The sequence below is a fragment of the Herbaspirillum sp. DW155 genome (assembly GCF_037076565.1).
Taxonomy (GTDB): domain Bacteria; phylum Pseudomonadota; class Gammaproteobacteria; order Burkholderiales; family Burkholderiaceae_D; genus Herbaspirillum.
Genome location: NZ_AP029028.1, coordinates 2,449,424 through 2,471,698 on the forward strand (window position 1 = coordinate 2,449,424; position 22,275 = coordinate 2,471,698).

Consider the following 22,275-nt stretch of genomic DNA (forward strand, 5'->3'; position numbering starts at 1 on the left):
TTGACGAATGCAGCATATTTAATCCGATTTTGCGCCAATTTTCTGTAAATATTCGAGAGAGCAGGTTTGCATTACGTCTCTTTATCTAGTTATACTATATTTGTCATCGCTTTGGGAGATGCATAATGTCGGAGATGCATGAGGTCGTAACCCGCCTGTCGGGCAAGCTGTTTGCGCAAGGCCGATTCATTGCCGGAGAGGGCGCCCGCATACCGGTCCGCAATCCGGCCCGCGACGAGCTGATCGGCCACATCGCCGTGGCCACGCCCTTCGAGGTCAGGGAAACGGTGGCCGCAGCCGTCGCCGCCTGGCGTCCTTGGGCAGGTCAACCGGCGCGGGTGCGGGCCGCAGCCTTGCACGCGCTAGGCCGCCTGATCCTCGAAGATGCCGCGGGCATGGCCGAGGTGATGACGCTGGAGCAGGGCAAGCCCTTCAACGAAGCCCAGGGCGAGATCAGGAAACTGGCCGAAGCCTGCCACTTCTACGCCGAAGAAGCCGTGCGCGTGCATGGCGAAGTCATCCCCAACGATCAGCCTGGCTACCAGAGCCTGGTGCTGCGCGAGGCCATTGGCGTGGTGGCCGCCATCACGCCGTGGAATTATCCGGCCGAATTGGTAGGCTGGAAGCTCTGTGCCGCCGTGGCGGCGGGCTGTCCGGTCATCATCAAACCTTCCGAGTTCACCCCCTTTACCGCTCTCTACATCGCTGACAAGACTCGCCAGGCCGGCATCCCGCCGGGTGTGGTGAGCGTGCTGACCGGGGATGGCGCCGGCGTGGGCCAGGCGCTGGTCGATCACCCGGACATCCCCAAGGTGGCGTTTACCGGTTCGTCCCGCACTGGCCTGCGGATCCAGCAATCCTGTCCCGCCATCAAGCGGCTCTCGCTGGAGTTGGGCGGCAACTGCCCGCTGCTGGTCACGCGCCATGCCGACCTGCAGCAGGCCGTGCAGGGCGCGGTGCGGCGCGCGTTCCGCAACATGGGGCAGATCTGCATTGCCATTAATCGCATCTACGTCGAGCGCACCGTCTATGAAGATTTCCTGATGCAATTGACTGCCGCCACGCGCAAGCTGGTCATCGGTGATGGTCTGCTGTCTCCGCAGGCTGATCTTGGTGCGATGGCCCAGGTCGCGCCATTGCAGAAGACGCGGCAGCACCTGCAGGATGCGCTGGACAAGGGCGCGCGGTTGCTCACGGGTGGTGCTGTGCCGCAGGGTGAAGCTTTTGACAAGGGACTGTTCTTTCAGCCTAGCATCGTGGCTGATTGCACTCCCGAGATGCTGGTCATGCGTGAAGAAACCTTCGGCCCGCTGGTGGGGGTTGCCCCCTTCGACGATCTCGATGAGGCCATCGCCCTGGCCAACGACACCCCTTATGGCTTGGCGGCCTACGTCTACACCCAGAACCTGCAGGAGATCCATCGCTGCGCCGCCGAACTCGATGTCGGCAACGTCGCCATCAACCATGTCGATGCCGGCATCATGAATGCCCCCTATGGTGGCCGCAAGCAGAGCGGCATCGGTGTCGAACACGGGCGCGAAGGCTTGCTGGAGTATTTCCAGTTCAAGCACGTGCGCCTGCGTCATGGCGTGGGGGGCTGAGCATGCGTGCCGCTCTGTTGGGTATCGACCTCGGCACTTCGGCCTGCAAGGCCTTGCTGCTCTCCACCGAAGCGCATGTGCTGGCCAGCGCCAGTGCCGGCTATCCCGTCTCGCAGCCGCATGAGCGCTGGGTTGAGCAGGATCCGGCCGCGTGGATCGCGGCAGCACGCGAGGCGGTGGCATCGGCCTTGCAATCGGCGGGGCCAGTGCAGTTGCTGGGTATCGGCCTGTCGGGGCAGATGCATGGCCTGACAGCGCTGGACGCTCACTATCGGCCCTTGCGCCACGCCATCCTCTGGAATGACCAGCGTAACCAAGCCCAGGCCGCTCAGATCACCGAGGCGGCGGGCGGCTTGCCCGGTTTGCTGGCACAGACCGGCAATCGCATGCTGGTCGGCTATACCGGCGGCAAGCTGCTATGGATGCAGCAGCATGAGCCGCAGCACTATGCACGTCTGCGTGTGGCGCTCAATCCCAAGGATTACCTGCGCTACGTGCTTACCGGCGAGCTGGCCACCGAAGTCTCGGATGCCTCCGGCACCGGCCTGTTCAACGTGCGCGAGCGATGCTGGGCCGACGGATTGATCCGCGCTGCCGGGCTTGATCCGTCACATTTTCCGGCCTGTCATGAATCGCAGGTGGTCAGCGGCGAGGTGCACGCGCAGGCGGCAGACTTGTTTGGTATCGCGCCCGGCATCCCGGTCATCGGCGGTGGCGGCGACAGCGTGATCCAGTCGCTGGGGGCGGGCGTGGTGGCGCCGGGCGCCTTGCAGACCACCATCGGTACCGCCGGCATCCTGGCGGCGGCACTGGATCGCCCCGTGTCCTCCTCGGATGGCCGTATCCAGTTGTTCTGCAATGTCGATCCCGGACGTTGGCATGCGATGGGCGTATCGCTCAATGCGGGCGGTGCGCTGGCCTGGTTCCGTCACGCCATCCAGGCAGGCGGCCCGGTCTCCGGCTTCGAGGATATCGTCGCCGCCGCTGCGCAGAGCCTGCCCGGCGCACGCGGCTTGCTGTTCCTGCCTTATCTCCATGGGGAACGCTGCCCGTATCCCGATCCCTTGGCGCGTGCCGCCTTCATCGGTCTGTCGGCGCGTCATGGTTTTGCCGACCTGGCGCGCAGTGTGCTGGAAGGGGTGGTGCATTCCCTGGCCGACATGCACAGCCTGATGAATGCCATGGGCGTGGTCTCTGGATGGATCAGCAGTTCCGGCGGCGGTGCACGGGCTGCGCTGTGGCGCCAGATCCAGGCTGACATGCTGGGCTGCGATGTGGTCACCCGCCAGGGCGCAGCAGAAGGTGCCGCGCTGGGTGCGGCCTTGCTGGCGGGTGTCAGCCTGCAGGTCTGGCCAGACATCGACCACGCCGCCGGCCTCATGCCCGAACTCACGCGCGAGCGCCCTGATCCGGCGCGCGGTGCGCTGTACCGCGAAGCGCACGCGATCTATCAGGGCCTCTACGCCACACTGGCCGAGAGCTTCCAGCGGCTGGGCAGGATCGCGGCCCAAGGGGAGGGGGCATGACCGGCTACGATGCTTTCATCTTTGATCTTGATGGCACCCTGATCGACAGCGCGCCCGATATCGCCGCCGCCGTCAATGCCTACCTGCAGGAGCAAGGGCATGCCACGCTGGAGGTCGCCTGTGTCGAACGCTTCATCGGCAACGGTCCGCGTCGCCTGATCGAGGATATCCTGATGGATCAGGGCATTGCCGTTGACGAGGCGGCTCTGGACGTGGCTGTGCAATCCTACCTAGGCCACTATCACCGCCATCCGGCCCGCCATACGCGCTTCTTCCCGCATGTGAAGGAAGATATGGAAAGTCTGCACGCTGCCGGCATCCGGCTGGGTATCTGTACCAACAAGCCCCATGCCTTGACGCGCCAAATCCTCGATCTGTTGGATTTGTCGCCGCTGGTGGAGGTGGCGCTGGGTGCCGATGCCGTGCCGGCCTGCAAGCCTGACCCCGGCCATTTGCGCGCTGTGGCACGGCGCATGGCACTGGTCGACGGTGCTTGGGCCTACATCGGCGATACGCCCGTCGATCAGGCTACCGCGGCTGCAGCCGGAGTGCCGTTCTTCGTGGTGCCGTGGGGTGGCGGCAGCGAGGTCCAAGTGCTCCCGGGGCAACGCTTGCGTCGGCTGATCGACCTGCTGTCTTATAAAATCGCGCCTTTGGCCGCACGGCCATCGACAACCACATAAAGGACAGCCATGAGCAACAGTCTGTTGCAGCAGATCGTGCGCGAGCAAGAGGAAATGAAACCGGCCGAGTTGCGCATCGCGCATTTCGTCAGCCAGGCGCCGGGCGAGGTGATCCACATGAGCATGGCATCACTGGCCGAGCGCTGTGCCGTCAGTGATCCGACCATCGTGCGCTTCTGCCGCCGCTTCGGATTCAACGGCTATCAGGATTTCAAGCTGAGTCTGGCACAGAGCCTGGTGCCTGCGGCACCTTTCGTCTATGAGCAGATCACCAAGGAGGACGATATCGGCCAGATCGTGCGCAAGACCTGCCGTAATTCGCTTTCGGCCATCCAGCGCGCGTTGGAAGACCTTGTGCCGCAACAGATCGAAGAAGCGGCATCCCTGCTGCAATCGGCCACCTGGATCGGCATTTATGCCAGCGGCATTTCTGAAATCACCGCGCTGGATGCCGAGCACAAGTTCCAACGCCTGGGCCTGCGCTGCTCGGCGGTGATGGAAGAGAAGAAGCAATGGATGCATGCCGAGAAATCGCGGCCCCATGAAGTGGCACTGATTTTCTCGCAGTCCGGCCATACCAAGCGCATGGTGGAGCTGGCCATCGCGGCGCGTGCCGGGGGCGCGCGCGTGGTCTCGGTGACGGCCGCCGACAGCCCGCTGGCACAGGTTACCGATGCGCTCATCGCCGTCTTGCCCTATGACCAGACCGAATTCATGACCCCGCTGGCCTCACGGCTGAATCACCACCTGGTCGTCAACATGCTGGTCACGGCAATCGCCGTGGCCAGCAACAGCGAATTCCCCGACCAGTTGCCGGCCCTGGATTCCTGGATGACCGACAAGATCTAGTCCGGCCATGGACCGGGATGTCGGACCAGTGGCCAGGATCACGCAGCTTTTTTGAAGGAGAGACCATGCAGTTGAACCAGAACGAAGCAAAGAAACTGGCCGGTCGTCGGGCCATCGACGAATTCGTAAGGGGCGGCATGCGCCTGGGCCTGGGCTCGGGGACCACCTCGCACTTCTTCGTGCGGGAACTGGCCAAGCATATCGCCGACGGCCTCGACGTCACCTGCACCGCCACCTCGCGCTCGACCATCGATGTCGCGCGCGAAGTCGGTATCCCCATCGTGGACCCCAACGAGATCGGTCAGATCGATCTGACCATCGACGGGCCTGACGAGATTGACCGCGATTTCCAGATGATCAAGGGTGGCGGTGCCTGCCTGCTGTGGGAGAAGATCATCGCCCACGCCTCCACCCGCATGATCACCATTTGCGATGAGAGCAAGATCGTTGACCGGCTCGGTGCTTTCCCACTCCCGGTGGAAGTGGTGCAGTTCGCCTGGAAGCAGACCGACCGCATGATCGCCGGCCTGCTGCGCACGCAGGGCATCGAGGCCCGCATCGTCCGCCGCACCCGCGACGAGCGCCCGGTGGTCACCGACAGTGGTCATTTCATCCTCGATTGCCATTGCCAGGCCATCGCCGATGCACCGCTGTTGGAAAGGGAACTCAATCGCATCCCCGGCGTGGTGGAGAACGGACTGTTCACCCGTGAAGCGGCGGGCATGGTGGTGGGGTGTTTCGATGGCTCGACCTACGTTTCCTTGCGTCCGGCGAGCTAGTAAAACTTCGCGCGTCCGGGCTGGGCCGTTTGCGTGCGAAAGATGACGTTTCTTTTCCGGCTGTTTTTCCCCGAGGATGTCTGCCGTTGGCAGGGTGAAGCTTTTCTTCGAACCCTGATTGCCGGTGGGCTTGATAGTAAAACTATATAAACCAATTGGAGGTAGACATGAAATCGCATTCCGCATCGACGCGTCGCCAGCTTCTGCTCGGCGGATTGGCCCTGGGCGGCCTGAGCGCCTTGGGTGTTCCCGGTTGGGCCGGGGCCCAGCAAAAGCTGTTGATCCCATTCAGCAACAAGAGCCTGGACTATTACTTTTTCGTGATCGAAGAAGCCGCCGTCAAGCGCGCGGTGGAGGCCAATCAGGGCAAGTTCCAGGCCACCAATGCCAGCTTCGACAATACCCGCCAGCTGGAGCAGTGGCAGTCGCTGATGCTCTCGCGCCCGGCAGCCCTGGTGTCGGACCCCATCGACAGCCAGGCCATCGTCAGCGGCCTGCGCCGCTACAACCAGCAGAAGATCCCGGTGGCCATCATCGATACGCCGGCCGAAAGCGGCAATGTCGCCATCACCGTCAGCTTTGACAATTATCTGGGCGGCGTCATGGCCGCCAAGGAGATCATCAATCGTCTCGTCAAGAAACATGGCAGCGCCAAGGGCAAGGTGCTCAACTGCTATGGGGCACTGGCCAGCGTGGCGTGGCGTCAGCGCAAGGAGGGCATGGACGCCGAGTTCGCCAAGTATCCCGGCATCACCTATATCAGCCGCCCGACCGAAGGCAAGCTGGACCAGATGCTGGCCGTGACCCTGGCCACGCTGTCCGAACATCCTGACCTCGATGCCGTCCACGCGCCCAGCGATTCGCCCGCGCGCGGCATCGCCACGGCCTTGCAGCAGAAGAACCGCTGGAAGAAGGTGGATGAAAAGGATCACGTCATCTTCGTCACCATCGATGGCGAGCCGGTGGCGCTGCGCTGGATCCAGGACGGCTACATGGACGCCTGCGTCTCGCAGGATCCGATTGCCTATGGCGAAGTGGCCGTGGAGATGCTGGTGAAGCACGCGATCCCCGGCAAGGACGTCCCCATCGGCCCCTACGAAAACAAGAAGTACTTCTGGGAAAAGGGCCAGATCGTCAAAGGCAAGACCGGTCCCACGCTCATCATTCCGCCCTTCGTGATCGACCGCAGCAATGCCGCCGACCAGCGCCACTGGGGCTATGTAGCCGAAAAGGTCTGGGGGATCGCCTATACCTGAGCCCCGCTCACGGTACAGGCGAGAGTCACGTGACCGAATCAAGGAGACGCCATGACGACTGACAATTCCCTCGCAGGCCATACCGACCTGGCGCTGCGCGTGGACAAGCTGGGCAAACGCTATGGCGCCTTCCACGCGCTGCGCGACGTTACACTGGGCATCCGGCGTGGCACCATCCACGGCCTGCTGGGCGAGAACGGGGCGGGCAAGAGTACGCTGGTGGGTCTCATCTCCGGCCAGCGCACGCCCAGCGAGGGCCGTATCTTCCTCGGCGAGCAGGAAATCCAGGGCGCCGACGTCCACCGCATGGAAGCCGCCGGTGTTTTCCTGGTGCCGCAGGAACCGATGATCATCGAGCACATGTCGGTGATGGATAACCTGATGCTGGGCCTCTGGCCAGCCTCACGCGGCTTTATCTCGACCCGGCGCATGTGCCAGAATGCCGCGCGCATGCTGGCCGGCAGCGGTATTGATGCAGAGTGTCCGGCCGGTTCCCTCAATGCCGTTGCGCGGCGCAAGCTCAATATCCTGCGGGCCATGTTCTCGGGCGGCAGCCTCCTCATCCTCGATGAGCCGACGGCGGCACTGACCGTTCCCGACCGGCTGCAGTTGTTCGAGTTCATGCGCCAGTTGCGCGCTGGCGGCGTGACCTTCCTCTTCATCTCGCACTATAACGATGAAATCCTCGACATCTGCGATGCCGTCACCGTCTTGCGTGACGGGCGGCTGGTCGCCACCAGCGAGCAAGTGCAGAGTCTCACATCGTCACAACTCTCCGAATTCGTGCTGGGGCGGGGCCTGGCGCTGTTTCAGCGTGAACGGGGGCAGCTCCCGGCGCACAGTGTGCCGGCGGAGTTGATCTGCCTCAGCGATATCGCTGCTGAACGGCTGGACGTGCAGCAACTGACGATCCGGCCCGGCGAGATCATCGGTTTCACCGGCTTGCCGGGCGAGGGGGCCAAGGAACTGGCGCGCGGCCTGTTCGGCTTGACGCCGCTGCCGGCTGGCAGCATCCGCTTTCCGCGGGAGGATATGGCGCGCCTGCCGCAGTCGCCCGACCAGGCCTTTGCCATGGGCATCGCCTATCTGTCCGACGACCGCAGGCGCGACGGCGTGGTCGGCCACCTGTCCATCCGCGAGAACATCGCGCTGTCATCGTTGCCGCGCCGCTTGCGGGCCGGCCTGGTGGACCAGCTGCAGGAGCACGCCATCTGCAGCAGCTATGTCCAGCGCATGGGGATCAAGGCCGGCAGCAGCGAGGAAGCCGTCAATACGCTCAGCGGCGGCAACCAGCAGAAGGTCTGCCTGGGGCGGGTGCTGGCCACCACGCCGCGCCTGTTGATCCTGGACGAGCCCACCCGCGGCATCGACGTCGGCGTCAAGCAGGATGTGCTGCGCATCCTCGATCAGTTGAGCCGCTCTGGCGTGGCCGTGATCATCGTCTCCACCGATGTGGACGAGCTGGCGCGAGCGGCCGACCGGGTCTGCATCTTCCAGCGTGGACGCATCGCGCACACGCTCAGTGGCAGCGACATCAGCACCGACCGCCTGCGCCAGTTGGCGCAGTGACGACAACATGAAACAAGGAGACTCCTCCATGACAACCGCAACCGAGATCGGCACGACGCCGGATCCCGATCATTCCGCCCCGGGGCCGCGCAAGTCACGCCAGCTACTGGCCTGGATCCTGCGCAATGTGGTCTGGATCTGGCTGGTGACACTGGTGCTGGGCTTTGGCCTGTTCAGCCAGTTCTTCCTGAGTGTGATGAATCTGCAGAACATCCTGGTGCAGGCCACCGTGCTGGGCATGTTGGCGCTGGCCGTGGCGCTGCCCTTGCTGGTGGGAGAGATCGACCTGTCGCTGCCGGCCAACCTGGGCTTTTCCTCGGCCATCGGCGCCTGGTTGTACGCCAGCGTGGGCGGACCTTGGTGGCTCACCATGCTGGCCGGCGTGGCGGTGGCGACCCTGATCGGCTGGTTCAATGGCCTGTGCATTACGCGCCTGCGCATGGTCTCGCTGATCCAGACCCTGGCGATGATGATCGTGCTGCAAGGCGCCTTGCTGGCACTCACCCAGGGCAAGACCATCACCAACCTGGACGATGGCTACATCTGGATCGGCTCGGCGACCCTGGGCGGCTGGCCGCTGATGCCGGTGATCTTCGTCATTGCGTTGCTGGTTATGTCGGTCATGCTGCGGCGGACCGTGCTGGGCCGCTCCATCTATGCGGTGGGCGGCAATGCGCTGGCCTCGCACGCGGCCGGCATCCGCGTGCATCGCATCAAGATCATCTGCTATGCACTGGCCGGTTGCATGGCTGGCGTGGCCGGGTATCTGCTGGCCTCCTGGCAGATCGCCATCACCTCCAACCAGGGCGCGAGCTACCTGCTGTATGCGATTGCGGCGCCCATCATCGGCGGGGTCAGCACCTTCGGCGGGCGCGGCAGCGTGCTGGGCATCCTAGGCGGTGTGCTCCTGCTTACGGTGATCCAGGTCGGGCTGGCCATCATCAACGTGCCGTCCTTCTATGTGGGCATGATCGGTGGCGTGATGATCTTCATTGCGGTGGCCATCGACGCCATCCGCGTGCGGTTTTTCGTGCAATGAGCCCCGACATCGAGACGGTGGAGAGCTTGCTGAGCAAGCTGCGCGGCATCGTGGGTCCACGTCAGGTGCTCATCAGTGCCGCAGCCAAGCGGCGTTACTGCCGTGGCTATCGCTACGGGCAGGGGGAAGCCGCCGCCGTCGTGCGCCCGGGCAGCCTGGTCGAAATGTGGCGCGTATTGCAGGCCTGCCATGCGGCTGACGTCATCGTGATATGCCAGGCAGCCAATACCGGCTTGACCGGTGGTTCGACGCCAGCCGATGGCGGCTATGACCGCCCGGTGATCGTGCTCAATACCCTACGTCTGCGACGCCTGGATCTGCTGGACCAGGGACTGCAGGTGGTGACCCAGCCGGGCGTGACGCTAGATCAGCTGGAACGCCGGCTCAAGCCTCTGGGCCGCGAGCCGCATTCGGTGATCGGTTCCAGTTGCATGGGGGCATCGGTCACCGGCGGCGTCTGCAACAACTCCGGCGGCTCCCTGATCCGGCGCGGTCCAGCCTATACCGAACTAGCCTTGTATGCCCAGGTCGACTCCCAGGGACAGCTGCAACTGATCAATCATCTTGGCCTGGAGCTGGGCACCACCCCGGAAGAGATACTGGCCCGGTTGGAGCAAGGGAATTTGTCCGAAGTGAACGAAAATTCCCGCCATTGCACCCGCCACGCCTCCGATCATGAGTATGCCCGGCATGTAAGGGATGTCCAGGCCGCTACCCCCGCCCGTTACAACGCGGACCCTCGACGGCTATATGAAGCTTCGGGCTCAGCCGGCCACGTGGTGGTGTTTGCGTTGCGGCTTGATACCTTCGCCGCTGATCTCACGCCTACCGTGTTCTACATCGGCAGCAATGACCCTGCCGAGCTGGAAGCGTTCCGGCGCAGTATGCTCACGCATGCCGAGCACCTGCCCATCGCAGGCGAATACATGCACCGCTCGGCCTTCGAGGCCAGTGAGCGCTATGGCAAGGACCTCTTTCTCTTCATCCGCCGCTGCGGCACCGAGCGGCTGATGCAAGCCTATGCGATCAAGAGCCGGGTCGATGCATGGCTGGACAAGCTAGGGCTGCGACCGGGCTGCACGGACCGCCTGCTTCAGCGCCTCTCAGGCTGGCTGCCGTCACACCTGCCGGCACGGCTGATCGCTTGGCGCAACCGCTATGAGCATCATCTGCTGCTGAAAATGAACGAGGAGGGTGTGCAAGAGGCGCGCCGGTTGCTACAGCAACATTTTCCTTCAGCCACCGGCGATTTCTTCGAATGCGAGGAGGAGGAGGGTCGCGCCGCGTTCCTGAACCGTTTTGTCGTGGGCGCGGCCATCGTGCGTTATCGCGCCGTGCATGTGGATGAGGTGGAAGATATCGTGGCGCTGGACGTCGCCTTGCCGCGCAATATGCAGGACTGGTTCGAACACCTGCCGGCAAAGCTTGCGGAAAAGATCCGCTTCACCATGCTGTGCGGCCACTTCTTTTGCCACGTGATGCACCAGGAATACCTGGTCAGGAAGGGCGAGAATTGCGACGCCATCAAAGAAGCCATCCTGGCGCTGCTGGAGGCCAAGGGGGCCAGATATCCGGCTGAACACAACGTGGGACACCAATATCGGGCCGAACCCGCGCTAGAAGACTTCTATCGCCGGCTGGACCCGACCAACAGCTTCAATCCCGGCATCGGCCAGACTTCACGCCGCAAGCACTGGCGCTAGGGCCTGTTCACATTGAATCTGCACAGGCCCTAGTCTTGCCGCAGAGGCAGCCTACTTGCGGCTCAGAACGCATCCCCCGGCACCCGCACCCATCCTTCCATCAGCACGCGCGCACTGCGGCTCATGATGGCCTTGGTAACGACCCATTGTCCGCCTTCCAGCTTCGCTTGCGCACCCACGCGCAGCGTGCCGGACGGATGGCCGAAGCGCACGCTGTTGCGCTCGCCGCCGCCCGCAGCAAGGTTGACCAGCGTGCCGGGAATGGCCGCGGCCGTGCCGATGGCCACCGCGGCGGTACCCATCATGGCGTGGTGCAGCTTGCCCATGGACATGGCGCGCACCAGCACGTCGGTGTCCTGCACGGTGACGGTCTTGCCGCTGGAAGAGACATATTCCTTGGGCGGCGCGACAAAGGCCACCTTGGGGGTGTGCTGCCGGGTCGCGGCTTCTTCCACCTTGCTGATGAGCCCCATGCGGATCGCCCCATGGGCACGGATGGTCTCGAAGCGGGCCAGCGCGGCGGGATCGCTGTTGATGGCATCCTGCAGCTCGGTACCCGTGTAGCCGATCTCCTCGGCATTGAGGAAGATGGTCGGGATGCCGGCATTGATCATGGTCGCCTGGAAGCTGCCCACGCCGGGCACCTCCAACGTATCGACCACGTTGCCGGTCGGGAACATGGCCCCGCCGGCGCCTTCTTCTTCGGCGGCGGGGTCCATGAATTCCAGTTGCACTTCGGCGGCCGGGAAGGTCACGCCATCCAGTTCGAAGTCGCCGGTTTCCTGTACCTGTCCGCCGCGCATCGGCACGTGGGCCACGATGGTCTTGCCGATGTTGGCTTGCCAGATGGTGATGACGGCCACGCCATCCTGCGGCAGCCTGGAGGGATCGACCAGCCCGGCAGCGATGGCGAAGGGCCCCACGGCGGCCGACAGATTGCCGCAGTTGCCGCTCCAGTCGACGAAATCCTTGTCGATGGAGACCTGGCCGAACAGGTAATCGACGTCATGGCCGGGCCGCTCGCTGCGCGAGATGATGACGGTCTTGCTGGTGCTGGAGGTGGCACCACCCATGCCATCGATCTGCTTGCCATAGGGATCGGGACTGCCGATGACCCGTTGCAGCAGCTTGTCGCGGGCACGGCCCGGCACACGGGCAGCTTCGGGCAGGTCATCCAGCTTGAAGAAGACACCCTTGCTGGTACCGCCACGCAGGTAGGTGGCGGGAATGCGGATTTGGGGGACTTGGCTCATGCTTGTTCCTTGGCATTCTGGCCGGCGTTGGCGGAGGCTTCCAGGAAATCCTGGGCGAAGCGCTGCAGCACGCCACCGGCTTCGTAGATCGAGACTTCTTCGGCGGTATCGAGGCGGCAGGTCACCGGCACTTCCACACGCTCGCCGTTGCTGCGATGGATGACCAGCGTCAGGTCCGCACGCGGACGGCGTTCGCCGATGACGTCATAGGTCTCGGTGCCGTCGATGGCATAGGTGTTGCGGTTCTCGCCGGGTTTGAATTCCAGCGGCAGCACGCCCATGCCGATCAGGTTGGTGCGGTGGATGCGCTCGAAGCCCTCGGCCACGATGGCTTCCACCCCGGCCAGGCGCACGCCCTTGGCGGCCCAGTCACGGGACGAGCCCTGGCCGTAGTCGGCCCCGGCGATGATGATCAGGGGCTGTTTGCGCTCCATGTAGGTTTCGATGGTTTCCCACATGCGCATGACTTTGCCTTCCGGTTCCAGGCGCGCCAGTGAACCTTGCTGCACGCTGCCGTCGGCTTTCTTCACCATCTCGTTGAACAGCTTGGGGTTGGCAAAGGTGGCGCGCTGCGCAGTGAGGTGGTCGCCGCGGTGGGTGGCGTAGGAATTGAAGTCTTCTTCCGGCAAGCCCATCTTGGCCAGGTATTCGCCGGCGGCGCTGTCGAGCAGGATGGCGTTGGAGGGCGAAAGGTGGTCGGTGGTGATGTTGTCGCCCAGCACCGCCAGCGCCCGCATGCCCGAGAGCGTACGCTCACCGGCCAGCGCGCCTTCCCAGTACGGCGGGCGGCGGATGTAGGTGCTATGGGGGCGCCAGTCATACAGCGGGCTGACCGCTTGGCTGCGATCGACCCGGGCGGCGAACATCGGCGTGTAGACATTGCGGAACTGCTGCGGCTTGACGGCGGTCGCCACCACGGCGTCGATTTCTTCATCGCTGGGCCAGATGTCCTTCAAGCGGATTTCGCGGCCCTCGGCGGTGACGCCCAGCACGTCCTGTTCGATGTCGAAGCGGATGGTGCCGGCGATGGCATAGGCCACCACCAGCGGTGGCGAAGCCAGGAAGGCCTGCTTGGCGTAAGGATGGATGCGGCCATCGAAGTTGCGGTTGCCGGACAGCACGGCAGTGCTGTAGAGGTCGCGGTCGATGATTTCCTGCTGGATCCTGGGATCGAGCGCACCCGACATGCCATTGCAGGTCGTGCAGGCAAACGCCACGATACCAAAGCCCAGTTTCTCCAGGTCGGCGGTCAGGCCGGCTTCTTCCAGATACAGTTCAACCGCCTTGGAACCGGGCGCCAGCGAACTCTTCACCCAAGGCTTGCGCGCCAGGCCGAGACGATTGGCATTGCGCGCCAGCAAACCGGCGGCGATCACGTTGCGCGGGTTGCTGGTATTGGTGCAGCTGGTGATGGCGGCGATGATGACGGCGCCATCAGGCATCTTGCCCGGTTCGTTCTCGACCTTGCCGGCAATGCCTTGCGCGGCCAGCTCGGACACCGGCAGGCGCTTGTGCGGATTGCTCGGCCCGGCCAGGGTACGCACCACGGTGGAGAGGTCAAAGCGCAGCACGCGCTCGTACTCGACCTTGGCTAGCGTGTCGGACCAGAGGCCGGCTTCCTTGGCATAGGTTTCCACCAGCTTGACCTGTTCATCGTCACGGCCGGTCAGCTTCAGGTAATCGATGGTCTGCTGGTCGATGGAGAACATGGCGGCGGTCGCGCCATATTCCGGGGCCATGTTGGAAATGGTGGCGCGGTCGCCCAGGGTCAGGCTGGCAGCACCGTCGCCGTAGAACTCCAGATAAGCGCCCACCACCTTCTGCTTGCGCAGGAATTCGGTCAGCGAGAGCACGATGTCGGTGGCAGTGATGCCCGGCTGGCGGCGGCCGCTCAGTTCCACCCCGATGATGTCGGGCAGGCGCATCCAGGAGGCGCGGCCCAGCATGACGTTTTCGGCTTCCAGGCCGCCCACGCCGATGGCGATCACGCCCAGCGCGTCCACGTGCGGGGTGTGGCTGTCGGTGCCGACCAGGGTGTCGGGGAAGGCCACGCCATCCTTGGCATGGATCACCGGCGACATCTTCTCCAGATTGATCTGGTGCATGATGCCGTTGCCGGGGGGGATCACGTCCACGTTCTCGAAGGCCAGCTTGGTCCAGTCGATGAAGTGGAAGCGATCTTCATTGCGGCGGTCTTCGATGGCACGATTCTTTTCAAAGGCCTGCGGATCATCGCCGCCACATTCCACCGCCAGCGAGTGGTCCACGATCAGTTGCACCGGCACCACCGGATTGACCTTGGCCGGGTCGCCGCCCATGTCGGCAATCGCGTCGCGCAAGCCGGCCAGGTCCACCAGCGCGGTCTGTCCAAGGATGTCGTGGCACACCACGCGCGCCGGGAACCACGGGAAATCCAGCTCGCGCTTGCGTTCGATCAGCTGGCGCAGCGAATCGGTGAGGGTGGCAGGATCACAGCGGCGCACCAGGTTTTCTGCCAGCACGCGGGAGGTGTAGGGCAGGGTGTCCCAGGCGCCGGGACGGATCGCTTCCACGGCGGCGCGGGCATCGAAATAATCCAGTCGGGTGCCGGGCAGTTGCTTGCGGTATTGGGTATTCATGGCGGTTGGCTCGTGTCTCGTTGATGGAATGGTTGTTGTGCAGGGGATGCGCTTCAGGCCTGGTCGCGCTGCTGGCCGGTGCTGCCGGGCCCGGCCTGGGCGATCTGGTGCTCGATGTTGCGGCGGGAGGCGCCGATGTGGCGCCGCATGAGCAGGTCGGCCAGTTCGCCATCGCCATCAGCCAGCGCATCGAGGATGCGATGGTGTTCGGCAAAGGCCTGGCGCGGCCGGTTGGGGGCAGCGGAATACTGGATGCGGTACATGCGGGCCAGCTGGTACAGCTCGCCGCAGAGGATGCGCGTGAGGATCTGGTTGCCACTGGCCTGGATGATCTTGTAGTGGAAGTCGTAGTCGCCTTCCTGCTGATAGTAGCCGCGCCCGGCTTGGAAGGCTTCGTCCTTCTCGTGGGTGTCGAGCACCCGGCGCAGTTCGTCCAGCTCGGCCCGGCTCATGCGCTGTGCAGCCAGGCGGCAGGCCATGCCTTCCAGGGATTCGCGGATCTGGAACAGTTCCACCAGGCCCTCCAGCGTCAGCGAGACCACCCGGGCGCCCACGTGCGGCACGCGCACCAGCAGGTTCTGGCCTTCGAGGCGATGGATGGCTTCACGCAGTGGCCCTCGGCTGATGCCATAGGTACGGGCCAGTTCCGGCTCGGAAATCTTGCTGCCGGGGGCGATCTCACCCTGCACGATGGCGCTCTGGATTTTGCGAAAAACGTGTTCGGAGAGCGTTTCTCCCTCGCGGTCTGTGCCCGGCAGTGTAATGAGCTCGCTCATGGTTTTTTACCGTGTCAACAATCTTTAGGATTTGATGCGTTTAATCATAGCATCTTGCCCAAAAAATGGAAGAAGTGTCGACACTAGAATATTTTCGGCACTGGATAGTAAAAAAATAGCATGAGGCAATTTTCGTTACAGGTGAGAAAATTCAGCCGCCCGCTGGGAATATATGAATAAGAGCTTCAAAATTTTTCTATAAATTTCCTCATATGCGGGAATCGTTCGCCTAAAGTGAGAAACTAACCTTATATTGCCGCCATGGACTCACCACAAACCTCTACCATCGTTGACCGCGTTCTCCACGTACTCTCCGGCGTGGCCCGTGCCGGCAAGCCCGTCAGTGCCAAGCAGATTGCTGCCATGGTGCAACAACCGGTCAGTACCGTTTATCGCCACCTGGCCTCCCTCAAGAAGTGGGGACTGTTGCAGGAGCACATGAATTCGGGCACCTTCGAGCCGGGGCCGACCGGTGTGCAACTGGCCTGGGGATTCGATCAGAACTCCAACCTGATCAGCCAGAGCCGCGAAGAAATCATTTCGCTGGTCCAGCGCAGCGGCGAGAGCGTGGGCCTGCTGGTGCCGATCAATGGGCAGATGGTGTGCATTGCCATGGAAGAAAGCGACCAGCCGCTGCGCTGTTCCTTCACCAAGGGCCGGGCACATCCCTTGCTTAAGGGAGCATCGGCCAAAAGCCTGCTGGCCTTCATGCCACGCAAGCTGCAGCAGAAACTGCTGGCGGACCAGCTGGGCGACAAGCCCGAGGAAGCCGCCGCGCTGGAGGTGCAACTCGAGGAGATCCGCCGCCGCGGCTATTCCATCAGCGAGAGTGAAGTGGACCTGGGCGTGTGGGGCGTCTCGGTTCCCATCATGACCTCCAATGGCCGCCTGGAAGGCACCATCACCCTGATGGCACCGGCGCTGCGCGTGGGCAACCGCGAACAGGAGCTGGTACGCATGACGGTGGAGGCCGCTCAGCGCATATGTAATCGTTTTTAAGCCAGTCAGGTTCAGGTTGCGCCGTCCACAGAAGACGGTGCTGGCTGGACAAGGGGGGGGGCCGACCGGCTCCAGGGATGTGCTGTCCGTTGCGCCGGTTCCCGGCGTCCAGTCGATATCGTCGTTTCTATTGAGGAACTCATGATGAAGCTATGCAAGCTGCTCTGCGCCTTCACGACCAGCCTGGTCCTGTTAATGGCGGCCGCGCCCGCCGCCCGTGCGGCCGACAACGTGATCCGGGTCGGCACCGATGCCACCTTCCCACCGATGGAGTTCGTCAAGGATGGCAAACGCACCGGTTTCGATGTCGAACTGATGGAAGCCCTGGCCAAGACCATGGGCAAGAAGATCCAGTGGATCGACATCGATTTCAAGGGCCTGATCCCCGGCCTCATCTCCAACCGCTTCGACATTGCCGCCTCGGCCATCTACATGACCGACGAGCGCCGCAAGGTGGTGGCCTTCAGCGATCCCTATTACCGGGGCGGCCTGGCCGTGCTGGTGCGCCGCGATGACAGCAGTATCAAGGTGCCCGAGGATCTGAATCGCGGCAAGCGCGTCTCGGTCCAGGTCGGCACCAAATCGGTGGGCTACCTGCGCGACAACTTCCCCGGCGTGGAGCGAGTGGAAGTGGAAAAGAACCAGGCCATGTTCGACCTGCTGGCCACCGGCCGTGTGAATGCCGTGGTGACCGGCCGTCCGGCGGCGGTGGAATATGCCCGTACCCAGCCGCTGGTGCGGGTGCTGGACAAGGGCCTCACTACCGAGCTGTATGGTTTCGCCTTGCGCAAGAACGATACCGAACTGGCCGAGCACCTCAACAAGGCCCTGCAGACCCTGCGCATCAACGGCACCTATACCGCGCTGACCGACAAGTGGTTCGGCAAGAGCGAGTAAGGTTCTGAGCGCCCGGCCGGGCGGGTTCGCCGGGCGCATTCATCCCCCCTGTGCATGCGTGACCTGGCCCGTTCGTCATTGACCGGGCAAGGGTCTCCTTTTGCCGGAGCACATCATGAAACTGGATTTTTCGGGCGTCTGGGACAGTTGGCCCTCGCTCCTCCACGGCACCTTGGTGACGGTGGAAATCACCGCCGCCTCGCTGGTCCTGGGTTGCGTGCTGGGCCTGCTGGTCGGCCTGGGGCGGCTCAATCCGCGCCGCCGCACGCTCTATGCCATCTGCACCTTCTATCTGACGCTGGTGCGCGGTACGCCCTTGCTGGTGCAGTTGTTCCTGTGGTTCTTCGGACTGCCGCATGTGGGCGTGATCCTGCCCGCCTATGTATGCGGCATCCTCGGGCTGGGCATCTACAGCGCGGCCTACGTGTCGGAAATCGTGCGTGGCGCCATCCAGTCCATCGAGCGCGGCCAGATGGAAGCGGCGCGTTCGCTGGGCTTGCCGTACCGCATGGCGATGCGCCGCGTGATCCTGCCGCAGGCCTTCGTGCGCATGATTCCGCCGCTGGGCAATGAATTCATTGCGCTGATCAAGAACTCGGCGCTGGTGTCGCTGCTGACCATTGCCGACCTGATGCATGAAGGCGAGAAGATCATCAGCATCACCTACCGCTCGCTGGAAACCTATCTGGTCATCGCGCTCATCTATCTCGTACTGACCGGCGTGACCACGCTGGTGCTGCGGCGCATCGAAAAAGTGCTGCGTTCGGAAGGGAGGGTGTGATGCAACAGGCCATCGTCGACATCAAGGGCTTGCGCAAATCCTTCGGCAGCCACCTCGTCCTGAAGGACATCGACTTCGCCGTGGCGCCCAGCCAGGTGGTGGTCATCATCGGCCCCAGCGGCAGCGGCAAGAGTACCTTCCTGCGCTGCCTGAACGGGCTGGAAACCGCCGAGGGCGGCACGGTGATGGTCTGCGGCCATCCGGTGGTGGAGGGCGGCCGCATGATGCCCGAGGACAGTCTCGACGCCCTGCGCGCCGAGGTGGGCATGGTGTTCCAGTCCTTCAACCTGTTCCCGCATCTGAGCGTGCTGGACAACATCATCCTGGCGCCCACCTGCCTGCGCGGCCTGCCGCGCAAGGCGGCCCAGGAGCAGGGCCTGCGCCTGCTCAGGAAGGTCGGGCTGGAGCACAAGGCGAAGGATTATCCCGGTACCTTGTCCGGTGGCCAGAAGCAGCGGGTGGCCATTGCCCGCGCGCTGGCCATGGAACCCAAGGTGATGCTCTTCGATGAACCGACCTCGGCGCTGGATCCCGAACTGGTCGGTGAAGTGCTGCAGGTGATGAAGGATCTGGCCGGCGAAGGCATGACCATGCTGATCGTCACGCATGAAATGGGCTTTGCGCGCGAAGTCGCCGATGTGGTGGTGGTGATGGATCACGGCAGCATCGTCGAAGCCGGTCCGCCCTCCGAGATTTTTACTTCACCCCGGGAAGCGCGCACCCGCAGTTTCTTGCAAACCATGCTGGCCCGCGAGGTGGTGCATGGTCGCTGAGGTCCATCCGGCGGCGGTGTCCGGCACGCTTGCGCAGGTCAGTGCCATTGAGTACGTCGGTGAGCTGGGGCGCATTGACGCCGTACCCTGGAAGAACGAGGGCGGCCAGACCCGCGAACTGTGCGTGGAGCCGCCCGGTGCGGATTTCGCCCATTTCGTCTGGCGCGCCAGTGTGGCCGACGTGGGCATGGATGGCGAATTTTCCACCTTCGCCGGCATCGACCGCACCATCGTCCTGCTCGAAGGCGACGGCTTCAGCATGCACAGCCAGGGTCGGCAGGTGCATGATCTGGCGCATTGTTTCGTGCCTTATCCCTTCCCGGGCGAGCAAGCCATCACGGTGCGGCTGCATGGCGCGCCCACGTTGGACTTCAACCTGATGGTGCGGCGCGAGTGCGCCGAGGGCAGGGTGTTGGTGCTGGGCGAGGGCAAACCGCGTTGCCTGCCCAGACATAGCGTGCTGCTCTATGTCGCACAGGGTGCGGCTTGCCTGTCGGATCGGCACGGGCTGCGGCAATCCCTGCGCCGTGGCGAATTTGCCCGCCTGCGCGAGGACCACGCGGCAGACCTGCCCAATCTGCTCTGCGCGCCGGGATCGGTGGTGCTGGTGGTCTGCATCCTGCGCACCCGCGAGAGGGGACACGCATCTCAGCGTTGAACGGACCGGCGCCTTGCTGATTCCACCCGCGCGAGCGGCAGCGAAGCGTCCGGTTTAGACTACAAAACCGCCAATAAGAAGGTGAGCACATGGTTTCGCTTGGCGAACATACGCCGCAACACCTGCATCAGCATCGCTCCGATGGTCAGTCCGGGGATGCATTGTTTTGCCCGCTGGCCCTGTTGCCGCAAGGCTGGCGCAAGGATGTCCTGCTGCGTTGGGACGCTGCCGGCAATCTGGTCGACGTCAGCCCTGGCAGTGCTGCTGGCGAGGCCAGAAGCGCGTGCGGCCCGGTCATCGCCGGCATGCCCAATCTGCATTCGCACGCCTTCCAGCGCGCCATGGCCGGCCTGACCGAAGTCATGGGCAGCCCGTCGGATTCTTTCTGGAGCTGGCGCAAGCTGATGTACCGGTTTGCGCAGCGCCTGCAGCCCGAGCATCTGGAAGCCATTGCCCGCCATCTCTACATCGAGATGCTCAAGGCGGGGTATACCTCGGTCTGCGAATTCCATTACCTGCATCACGCCCCCGGCGGCACCCCCTATGCTGATCGCGCCGAACTGGCGCTGCGCCTGATGCAGGCTGCCGCTGAAGCCGGTATCGGCATGACGCTGCTGCCGGTGCTGTACCAGTACAGCGGCTTCGGCCGCCAGGCGGCCTCGGCCGAGCAGGCGCGCTTCCTCGGTTCGCCGCAGAGCCTGCTGGCCTTGCGCGAGCGCCTGCAGCAGGTCTTGCCGGAGAATCCCATGCGGCGCTACGGGGTGGCGCCGCATTCCCTGCGCGCAGTGTCGCCCGAGGGGCTCGATGAACTGGTGAGCGGATTGCGGCAACAGCCTGGCGGCCGGGATGCCCCGATTCATATCCACATTGCCGAGCAATGGCGCGAGATCCAGGATTGCCTGGCCTGGAGCGGCCAGCGGCCGGTGCAATTGCTGCTCTCGCAGCAGGAACTGGATGCCCGCTGGTGCCTCATCCATGCCACGCACATGGACCTGGGGGAATACCGTGGACTGGCGGCCAGCGGGGCGGTGGTCGGGCTGTGTCCAACCACCGAAGCCAATCTCGGCGACGGCATCATCGATGCCGGACAACTGCTGGAATCGGGGACACGCTGGGGTATCGGATCGGACAGCCATATCGCCATCAATCTGCGTGCCGAATTGCGCCTGCTGGAATACGGCCAGCGCCTGCATCACCGGCGGCGCAACGTGCTGGCTTCCGAATCCGTGCCGGCCACCGCCGACCGCCTGTTCGTCCAGGCCCAGGCGGGAGGCGCCGCCGCGACCGGGCGTGCAGTGGCCGGGCTGGCGGTCGGTCAGCGGGCCGACTTCGTGCTGCTCGATGGGGAAGACGTCAATCTGGCCGATCGCAGCCCGGCGCAATTGCTCTCTGCCCTGGTGTTCTGCGAGCACGACGGCCAGCCCATCCAGGATGTCTACGTCGGTGGCCGCCAGGTGGTGACGGCGGGCCGCCATCCCCTGCAGGAGACGGCCCGTCAGGCCTATCGCCGTGCGATTGCCGATCTGCTCAAGGACTGAGGAAACAACCATGCCCGTCATGCCGCAAGAGGTATTCCACCTGCACCAGGGCAGTTCGCCCTTGCTCATCTCCATGCCGCACGTCGGCACCCGCCTGCCCGCGGATCTGACATCTTCGTACAGCCAGGTTGGCTTGCAGGTCGACGATACCGACTGGCACATCGCCGAACTGTATGACTTTGCCGCCGATCTGGGGGCATCGGTGATTCGTCCTTTTCATTCACGTTACGTGATCGATCTGAACCGGCCAGCCGACGGACAGAGCCTCTATCCGGGCCAGAACACCACCGGGCTCTGTCCATTGACGACCTTCGACAACGTGCCGCTGTACCGCAGCGGTTGTGAGCCCGATGGTGCCGAGATCGCACGCCGTCTTGAACTTTACTGGTATCCCTATCACGCCGCCTTGCAGGCCGAGCTGGCAAGGTTGAAGGCGCGACACGGGTACGCGCTGCTGTGGGATGCGCATTCGATCCGCTCGCTGATTCCGCATCTGTTCGAGGGCGAGCTGCCGGTCTTCAATTTTGGCACCGCCAGCGGCGCTGCCTGCGCGCCCGGCCTGGGCGAGGACCTGCTGGCGCTGGCGCAGCAACTGGCGCCGCAGTATCCGGCGGTGCTCAACGGGCGTTTCAAGGGCGGCTACATCACCCGTCATTACGGACAGCCGCTACAGCAGGTGCATGCCATCCAGCTGGAACTGGCCCAGCGCAGCTACATGCAGGAGCAGGCGCCTTATGCGCTGCAGCCGGCACTGACCCAACAGCTCAAGCCGGTGCTGATGCAACTGGTGACACGCTTCATGGCGTTCCGTCCCGATTGAGGCGCTCGCGCGCGGCGCCATTTGATCCAGCGCAAATGCACGCCAGCTCTGGCGGTGCAGCCGGTGCGGCTTGATGCATGTCAAGTCCGTTCAGTTCGGTGAGGCTTAGTATGCAGTCATACCAAGTCAACGCAATCCAGTCACCTGCTGAGGTCAT

The 22,275-nt window shown here is 63.7% G+C and carries 19 protein-coding genes; 16 read left to right on the forward strand and 3 right to left on the reverse strand.

Features of this window, described 5'->3' with window-relative positions:
• Window positions 1–125 precede the first annotated feature (125 nt).
• The 9 genes from AACH55_RS11245 (at window position 126) to dld (ending at window position 11,005) form a co-directional block, all read left to right on the forward strand.
• Complete coding sequence (locus AACH55_RS11245) at window positions 126–1,601, forward strand: NAD-dependent succinate-semialdehyde dehydrogenase (RefSeq protein ID WP_338719662.1); 1,476 nt, start codon at window positions 126–128, stop codon at window positions 1,599–1,601.
• Between the two features lie 2 nt (window positions 1,602–1,603).
• Window positions 1,604–3,127, forward strand: a complete 1,524-nt coding sequence (gene xylB, locus AACH55_RS11250) for a xylulokinase (RefSeq protein WP_338719664.1) — start codon at window positions 1,604–1,606, stop codon at window positions 3,125–3,127.
• On the forward strand, window positions 3,124–3,810 hold the full coding sequence (gene gph / locus AACH55_RS11255) for a phosphoglycolate phosphatase (protein ID WP_338719666.1): 687 nt from the start codon (window positions 3,124–3,126) through the stop codon (window positions 3,808–3,810). The genes xylB and gph overlap by 4 nt, the downstream gene beginning before the upstream one ends.
• A gap of 9 nt (window positions 3,811–3,819) precedes the next feature.
• Window positions 3,820–4,659, forward strand: a complete 840-nt coding sequence (locus tag AACH55_RS11260) for a MurR/RpiR family transcriptional regulator (protein WP_338719668.1) — start codon at window positions 3,820–3,822, stop codon at window positions 4,657–4,659.
• A gap of 65 nt (window positions 4,660–4,724) precedes the next feature.
• The gene (gene rpiA, locus AACH55_RS11265; protein WP_338719670.1) at window positions 4,725–5,438 is read left to right on the forward strand and encodes a ribose-5-phosphate isomerase RpiA; all 714 of its coding nucleotides are present in this window, start codon (window positions 4,725–4,727) and stop codon (window positions 5,436–5,438) included.
• 167 nt (window positions 5,439–5,605) lie between these two features.
• The gene (locus AACH55_RS11270) at window positions 5,606–6,694 is read left to right on the forward strand and encodes a sugar ABC transporter substrate-binding protein (RefSeq protein ID WP_338719672.1); all 1,089 of its coding nucleotides are present in this window, start codon (window positions 5,606–5,608) and stop codon (window positions 6,692–6,694) included.
• A gap of 51 nt (window positions 6,695–6,745) precedes the next feature.
• Window positions 6,746–8,263: a sugar ABC transporter ATP-binding protein gene (locus tag AACH55_RS11275; RefSeq protein ID WP_338719674.1), complete on the forward strand. Its 1,518-nt coding sequence runs from the start codon at window positions 6,746–6,748 to the stop codon at window positions 8,261–8,263.
• A 28-nt stretch (window positions 8,264–8,291) separates the two neighbouring features.
• Window positions 8,292–9,302: an ABC transporter permease gene (locus AACH55_RS11280; protein WP_338719676.1), complete on the forward strand. Its 1,011-nt coding sequence runs from the start codon at window positions 8,292–8,294 to the stop codon at window positions 9,300–9,302.
• Entirely contained in the window at window positions 9,299–11,005 is a 1,707-nt protein-coding gene (gene dld / locus AACH55_RS11285; RefSeq protein ID WP_338719678.1) for a D-lactate dehydrogenase, read from the forward strand. Before AACH55_RS11280 ends, dld begins: the two co-directional genes overlap by 4 nt.
• 62 nt (window positions 11,006–11,067) lie before the next feature.
• Here the strand turns inward: dld and prpF are convergent, their stop codons facing one another.
• From prpF to AACH55_RS11300, 3 genes are read right to left on the reverse strand one after another with little or no spacing between them, the layout of a single operon-like run.
• Window positions 11,068–12,258, reverse strand: a complete 1,191-nt coding sequence (prpF, locus tag AACH55_RS11290; RefSeq protein ID WP_338719680.1) for a 2-methylaconitate cis-trans isomerase PrpF — start codon at window positions 12,256–12,258, stop codon at window positions 11,068–11,070.
• On the reverse strand, window positions 12,255–14,876 hold the full coding sequence (acnD, locus tag AACH55_RS11295) for a Fe/S-dependent 2-methylisocitrate dehydratase AcnD (protein ID WP_338719682.1): 2,622 nt from the start codon (window positions 14,874–14,876) through the stop codon (window positions 12,255–12,257). The genes prpF and acnD overlap by 4 nt, the downstream gene beginning before the upstream one ends.
• A gap of 53 nt (window positions 14,877–14,929) precedes the next feature.
• Window positions 14,930–15,652 (reverse strand): GntR family transcriptional regulator, encoded by a 723-nt coding sequence (locus AACH55_RS11300; protein ID WP_338719683.1) that lies wholly within the window; start codon window positions 15,650–15,652, stop codon window positions 14,930–14,932.
• Window positions 15,653–15,913: 261 nt separating this feature from the next.
• Here AACH55_RS11300 and AACH55_RS11305 point away from each other — a divergent pair, with 261 nt between their 5' ends.
• The 7 genes from AACH55_RS11305 (at window position 15,914) to hutG (ending at window position 22,118) form a co-directional block, all read left to right on the forward strand.
• The gene (locus AACH55_RS11305; RefSeq protein ID WP_338719685.1) at window positions 15,914–16,651 is read left to right on the forward strand and encodes an IclR family transcriptional regulator; all 738 of its coding nucleotides are present in this window, start codon (window positions 15,914–15,916) and stop codon (window positions 16,649–16,651) included.
• Between the two features lie 144 nt (window positions 16,652–16,795).
• Window positions 16,796–17,548: a glutamine ABC transporter substrate-binding protein gene (locus tag AACH55_RS11310; RefSeq protein ID WP_338720276.1), complete on the forward strand. Its 753-nt coding sequence runs from the start codon at window positions 16,796–16,798 to the stop codon at window positions 17,546–17,548.
• Window positions 17,549–17,663: 115 nt separating this feature from the next.
• Window positions 17,664–18,329, forward strand: a complete 666-nt coding sequence (locus AACH55_RS11315; RefSeq protein WP_338719687.1) for an amino acid ABC transporter permease — start codon at window positions 17,664–17,666, stop codon at window positions 18,327–18,329.
• Window positions 18,329–19,102 carry an amino acid ABC transporter ATP-binding protein gene (locus AACH55_RS11320; protein ID WP_338719689.1) on the forward strand — a complete coding sequence of 258 codons (774 nt, stop codon included), beginning with the start codon at window positions 18,329–18,331 and terminating at the stop codon, window positions 19,100–19,102. Before AACH55_RS11315 ends, AACH55_RS11320 begins: the two co-directional genes overlap by 1 nt.
• Window positions 19,092–19,760, forward strand: coding sequence for a HutD family protein (locus AACH55_RS11325; RefSeq protein ID WP_338719691.1), 669 nt, complete (start codon window positions 19,092–19,094; stop codon window positions 19,758–19,760). The genes AACH55_RS11320 and AACH55_RS11325 overlap by 11 nt, the downstream gene beginning before the upstream one ends.
• An 89-nt stretch (window positions 19,761–19,849) precedes the next feature.
• Entirely contained in the window at window positions 19,850–21,298 is a 1,449-nt protein-coding gene (locus tag AACH55_RS11330) for a formimidoylglutamate deiminase (RefSeq protein WP_338719693.1), read from the forward strand.
• Window positions 21,299–21,317: 19 nt separating this feature from the next.
• On the forward strand, window positions 21,318–22,118 hold the full coding sequence (gene hutG, locus AACH55_RS11335; protein WP_338720278.1) for an N-formylglutamate deformylase: 801 nt from the start codon (window positions 21,318–21,320) through the stop codon (window positions 22,116–22,118).
• Window positions 22,119–22,275: the final 157 nt, after the last annotated feature.

Bases quoted from the DNA above. Each gene is read 5' to 3' on its own strand.
- AACH55_RS11305 (WP_338719685.1), top strand. From the start codon at position 15,914: ATGGACTCACCACAAACCTCTACCATCGTTGACCGCGTTCTCCACGTA.
- AACH55_RS11325 (WP_338719691.1), top strand. From the start codon at position 19,092: ATGGTCGCTGAGGTCCATCCGGCGGCGGTGTCCGGCACGCTTGCGCAG.
- AACH55_RS11280 (WP_338719676.1), top strand. From the start codon at position 8,292: ATGACAACCGCAACCGAGATCGGCACGACGCCGGATCCCGATCATTCC.
- AACH55_RS11330 (WP_338719693.1), top strand. From the start codon at position 19,850: ATGGTTTCGCTTGGCGAACATACGCCGCAACACCTGCATCAGCATCGC.
- dld (WP_338719678.1), top strand. From the start codon at position 9,299: ATGAGCCCCGACATCGAGACGGTGGAGAGCTTGCTGAGCAAGCTGCGC.
- hutG (WP_338720278.1), top strand. From the start codon at position 21,318: ATGCCGCAAGAGGTATTCCACCTGCACCAGGGCAGTTCGCCCTTGCTC.
- AACH55_RS11320 (WP_338719689.1), top strand. From the start codon at position 18,329: ATGCAACAGGCCATCGTCGACATCAAGGGCTTGCGCAAATCCTTCGGC.
- acnD (WP_338719682.1), bottom strand. From the start codon at position 14,876: ATGAATACCCAATACCGCAAGCAACTGCCCGGCACCCGACTGGATTAT.
- AACH55_RS11245 (WP_338719662.1), top strand. From the start codon at position 126: ATGTCGGAGATGCATGAGGTCGTAACCCGCCTGTCGGGCAAGCTGTTT.
- AACH55_RS11270 (WP_338719672.1), top strand. From the start codon at position 5,606: ATGAAATCGCATTCCGCATCGACGCGTCGCCAGCTTCTGCTCGGCGGA.
- AACH55_RS11315 (WP_338719687.1), top strand. From the start codon at position 17,664: ATGAAACTGGATTTTTCGGGCGTCTGGGACAGTTGGCCCTCGCTCCTC.
- xylB (WP_338719664.1), top strand. From the start codon at position 1,604: ATGCGTGCCGCTCTGTTGGGTATCGACCTCGGCACTTCGGCCTGCAAG.
- gph (WP_338719666.1), top strand. From the start codon at position 3,124: ATGACCGGCTACGATGCTTTCATCTTTGATCTTGATGGCACCCTGATC.
- prpF (WP_338719680.1), bottom strand. From the start codon at position 12,258: ATGAGCCAAGTCCCCCAAATCCGCATTCCCGCCACCTACCTGCGTGGC.
- rpiA (WP_338719670.1), top strand. From the start codon at position 4,725: ATGCAGTTGAACCAGAACGAAGCAAAGAAACTGGCCGGTCGTCGGGCC.
- AACH55_RS11310 (WP_338720276.1), top strand. From the start codon at position 16,796: ATGAAGCTATGCAAGCTGCTCTGCGCCTTCACGACCAGCCTGGTCCTG.
- AACH55_RS11275 (WP_338719674.1), top strand. From the start codon at position 6,746: ATGACGACTGACAATTCCCTCGCAGGCCATACCGACCTGGCGCTGCGC.
- AACH55_RS11300 (WP_338719683.1), bottom strand. From the start codon at position 15,652: ATGAGCGAGCTCATTACACTGCCGGGCACAGACCGCGAGGGAGAAACG.
- AACH55_RS11260 (WP_338719668.1), top strand. From the start codon at position 3,820: ATGAGCAACAGTCTGTTGCAGCAGATCGTGCGCGAGCAAGAGGAAATG.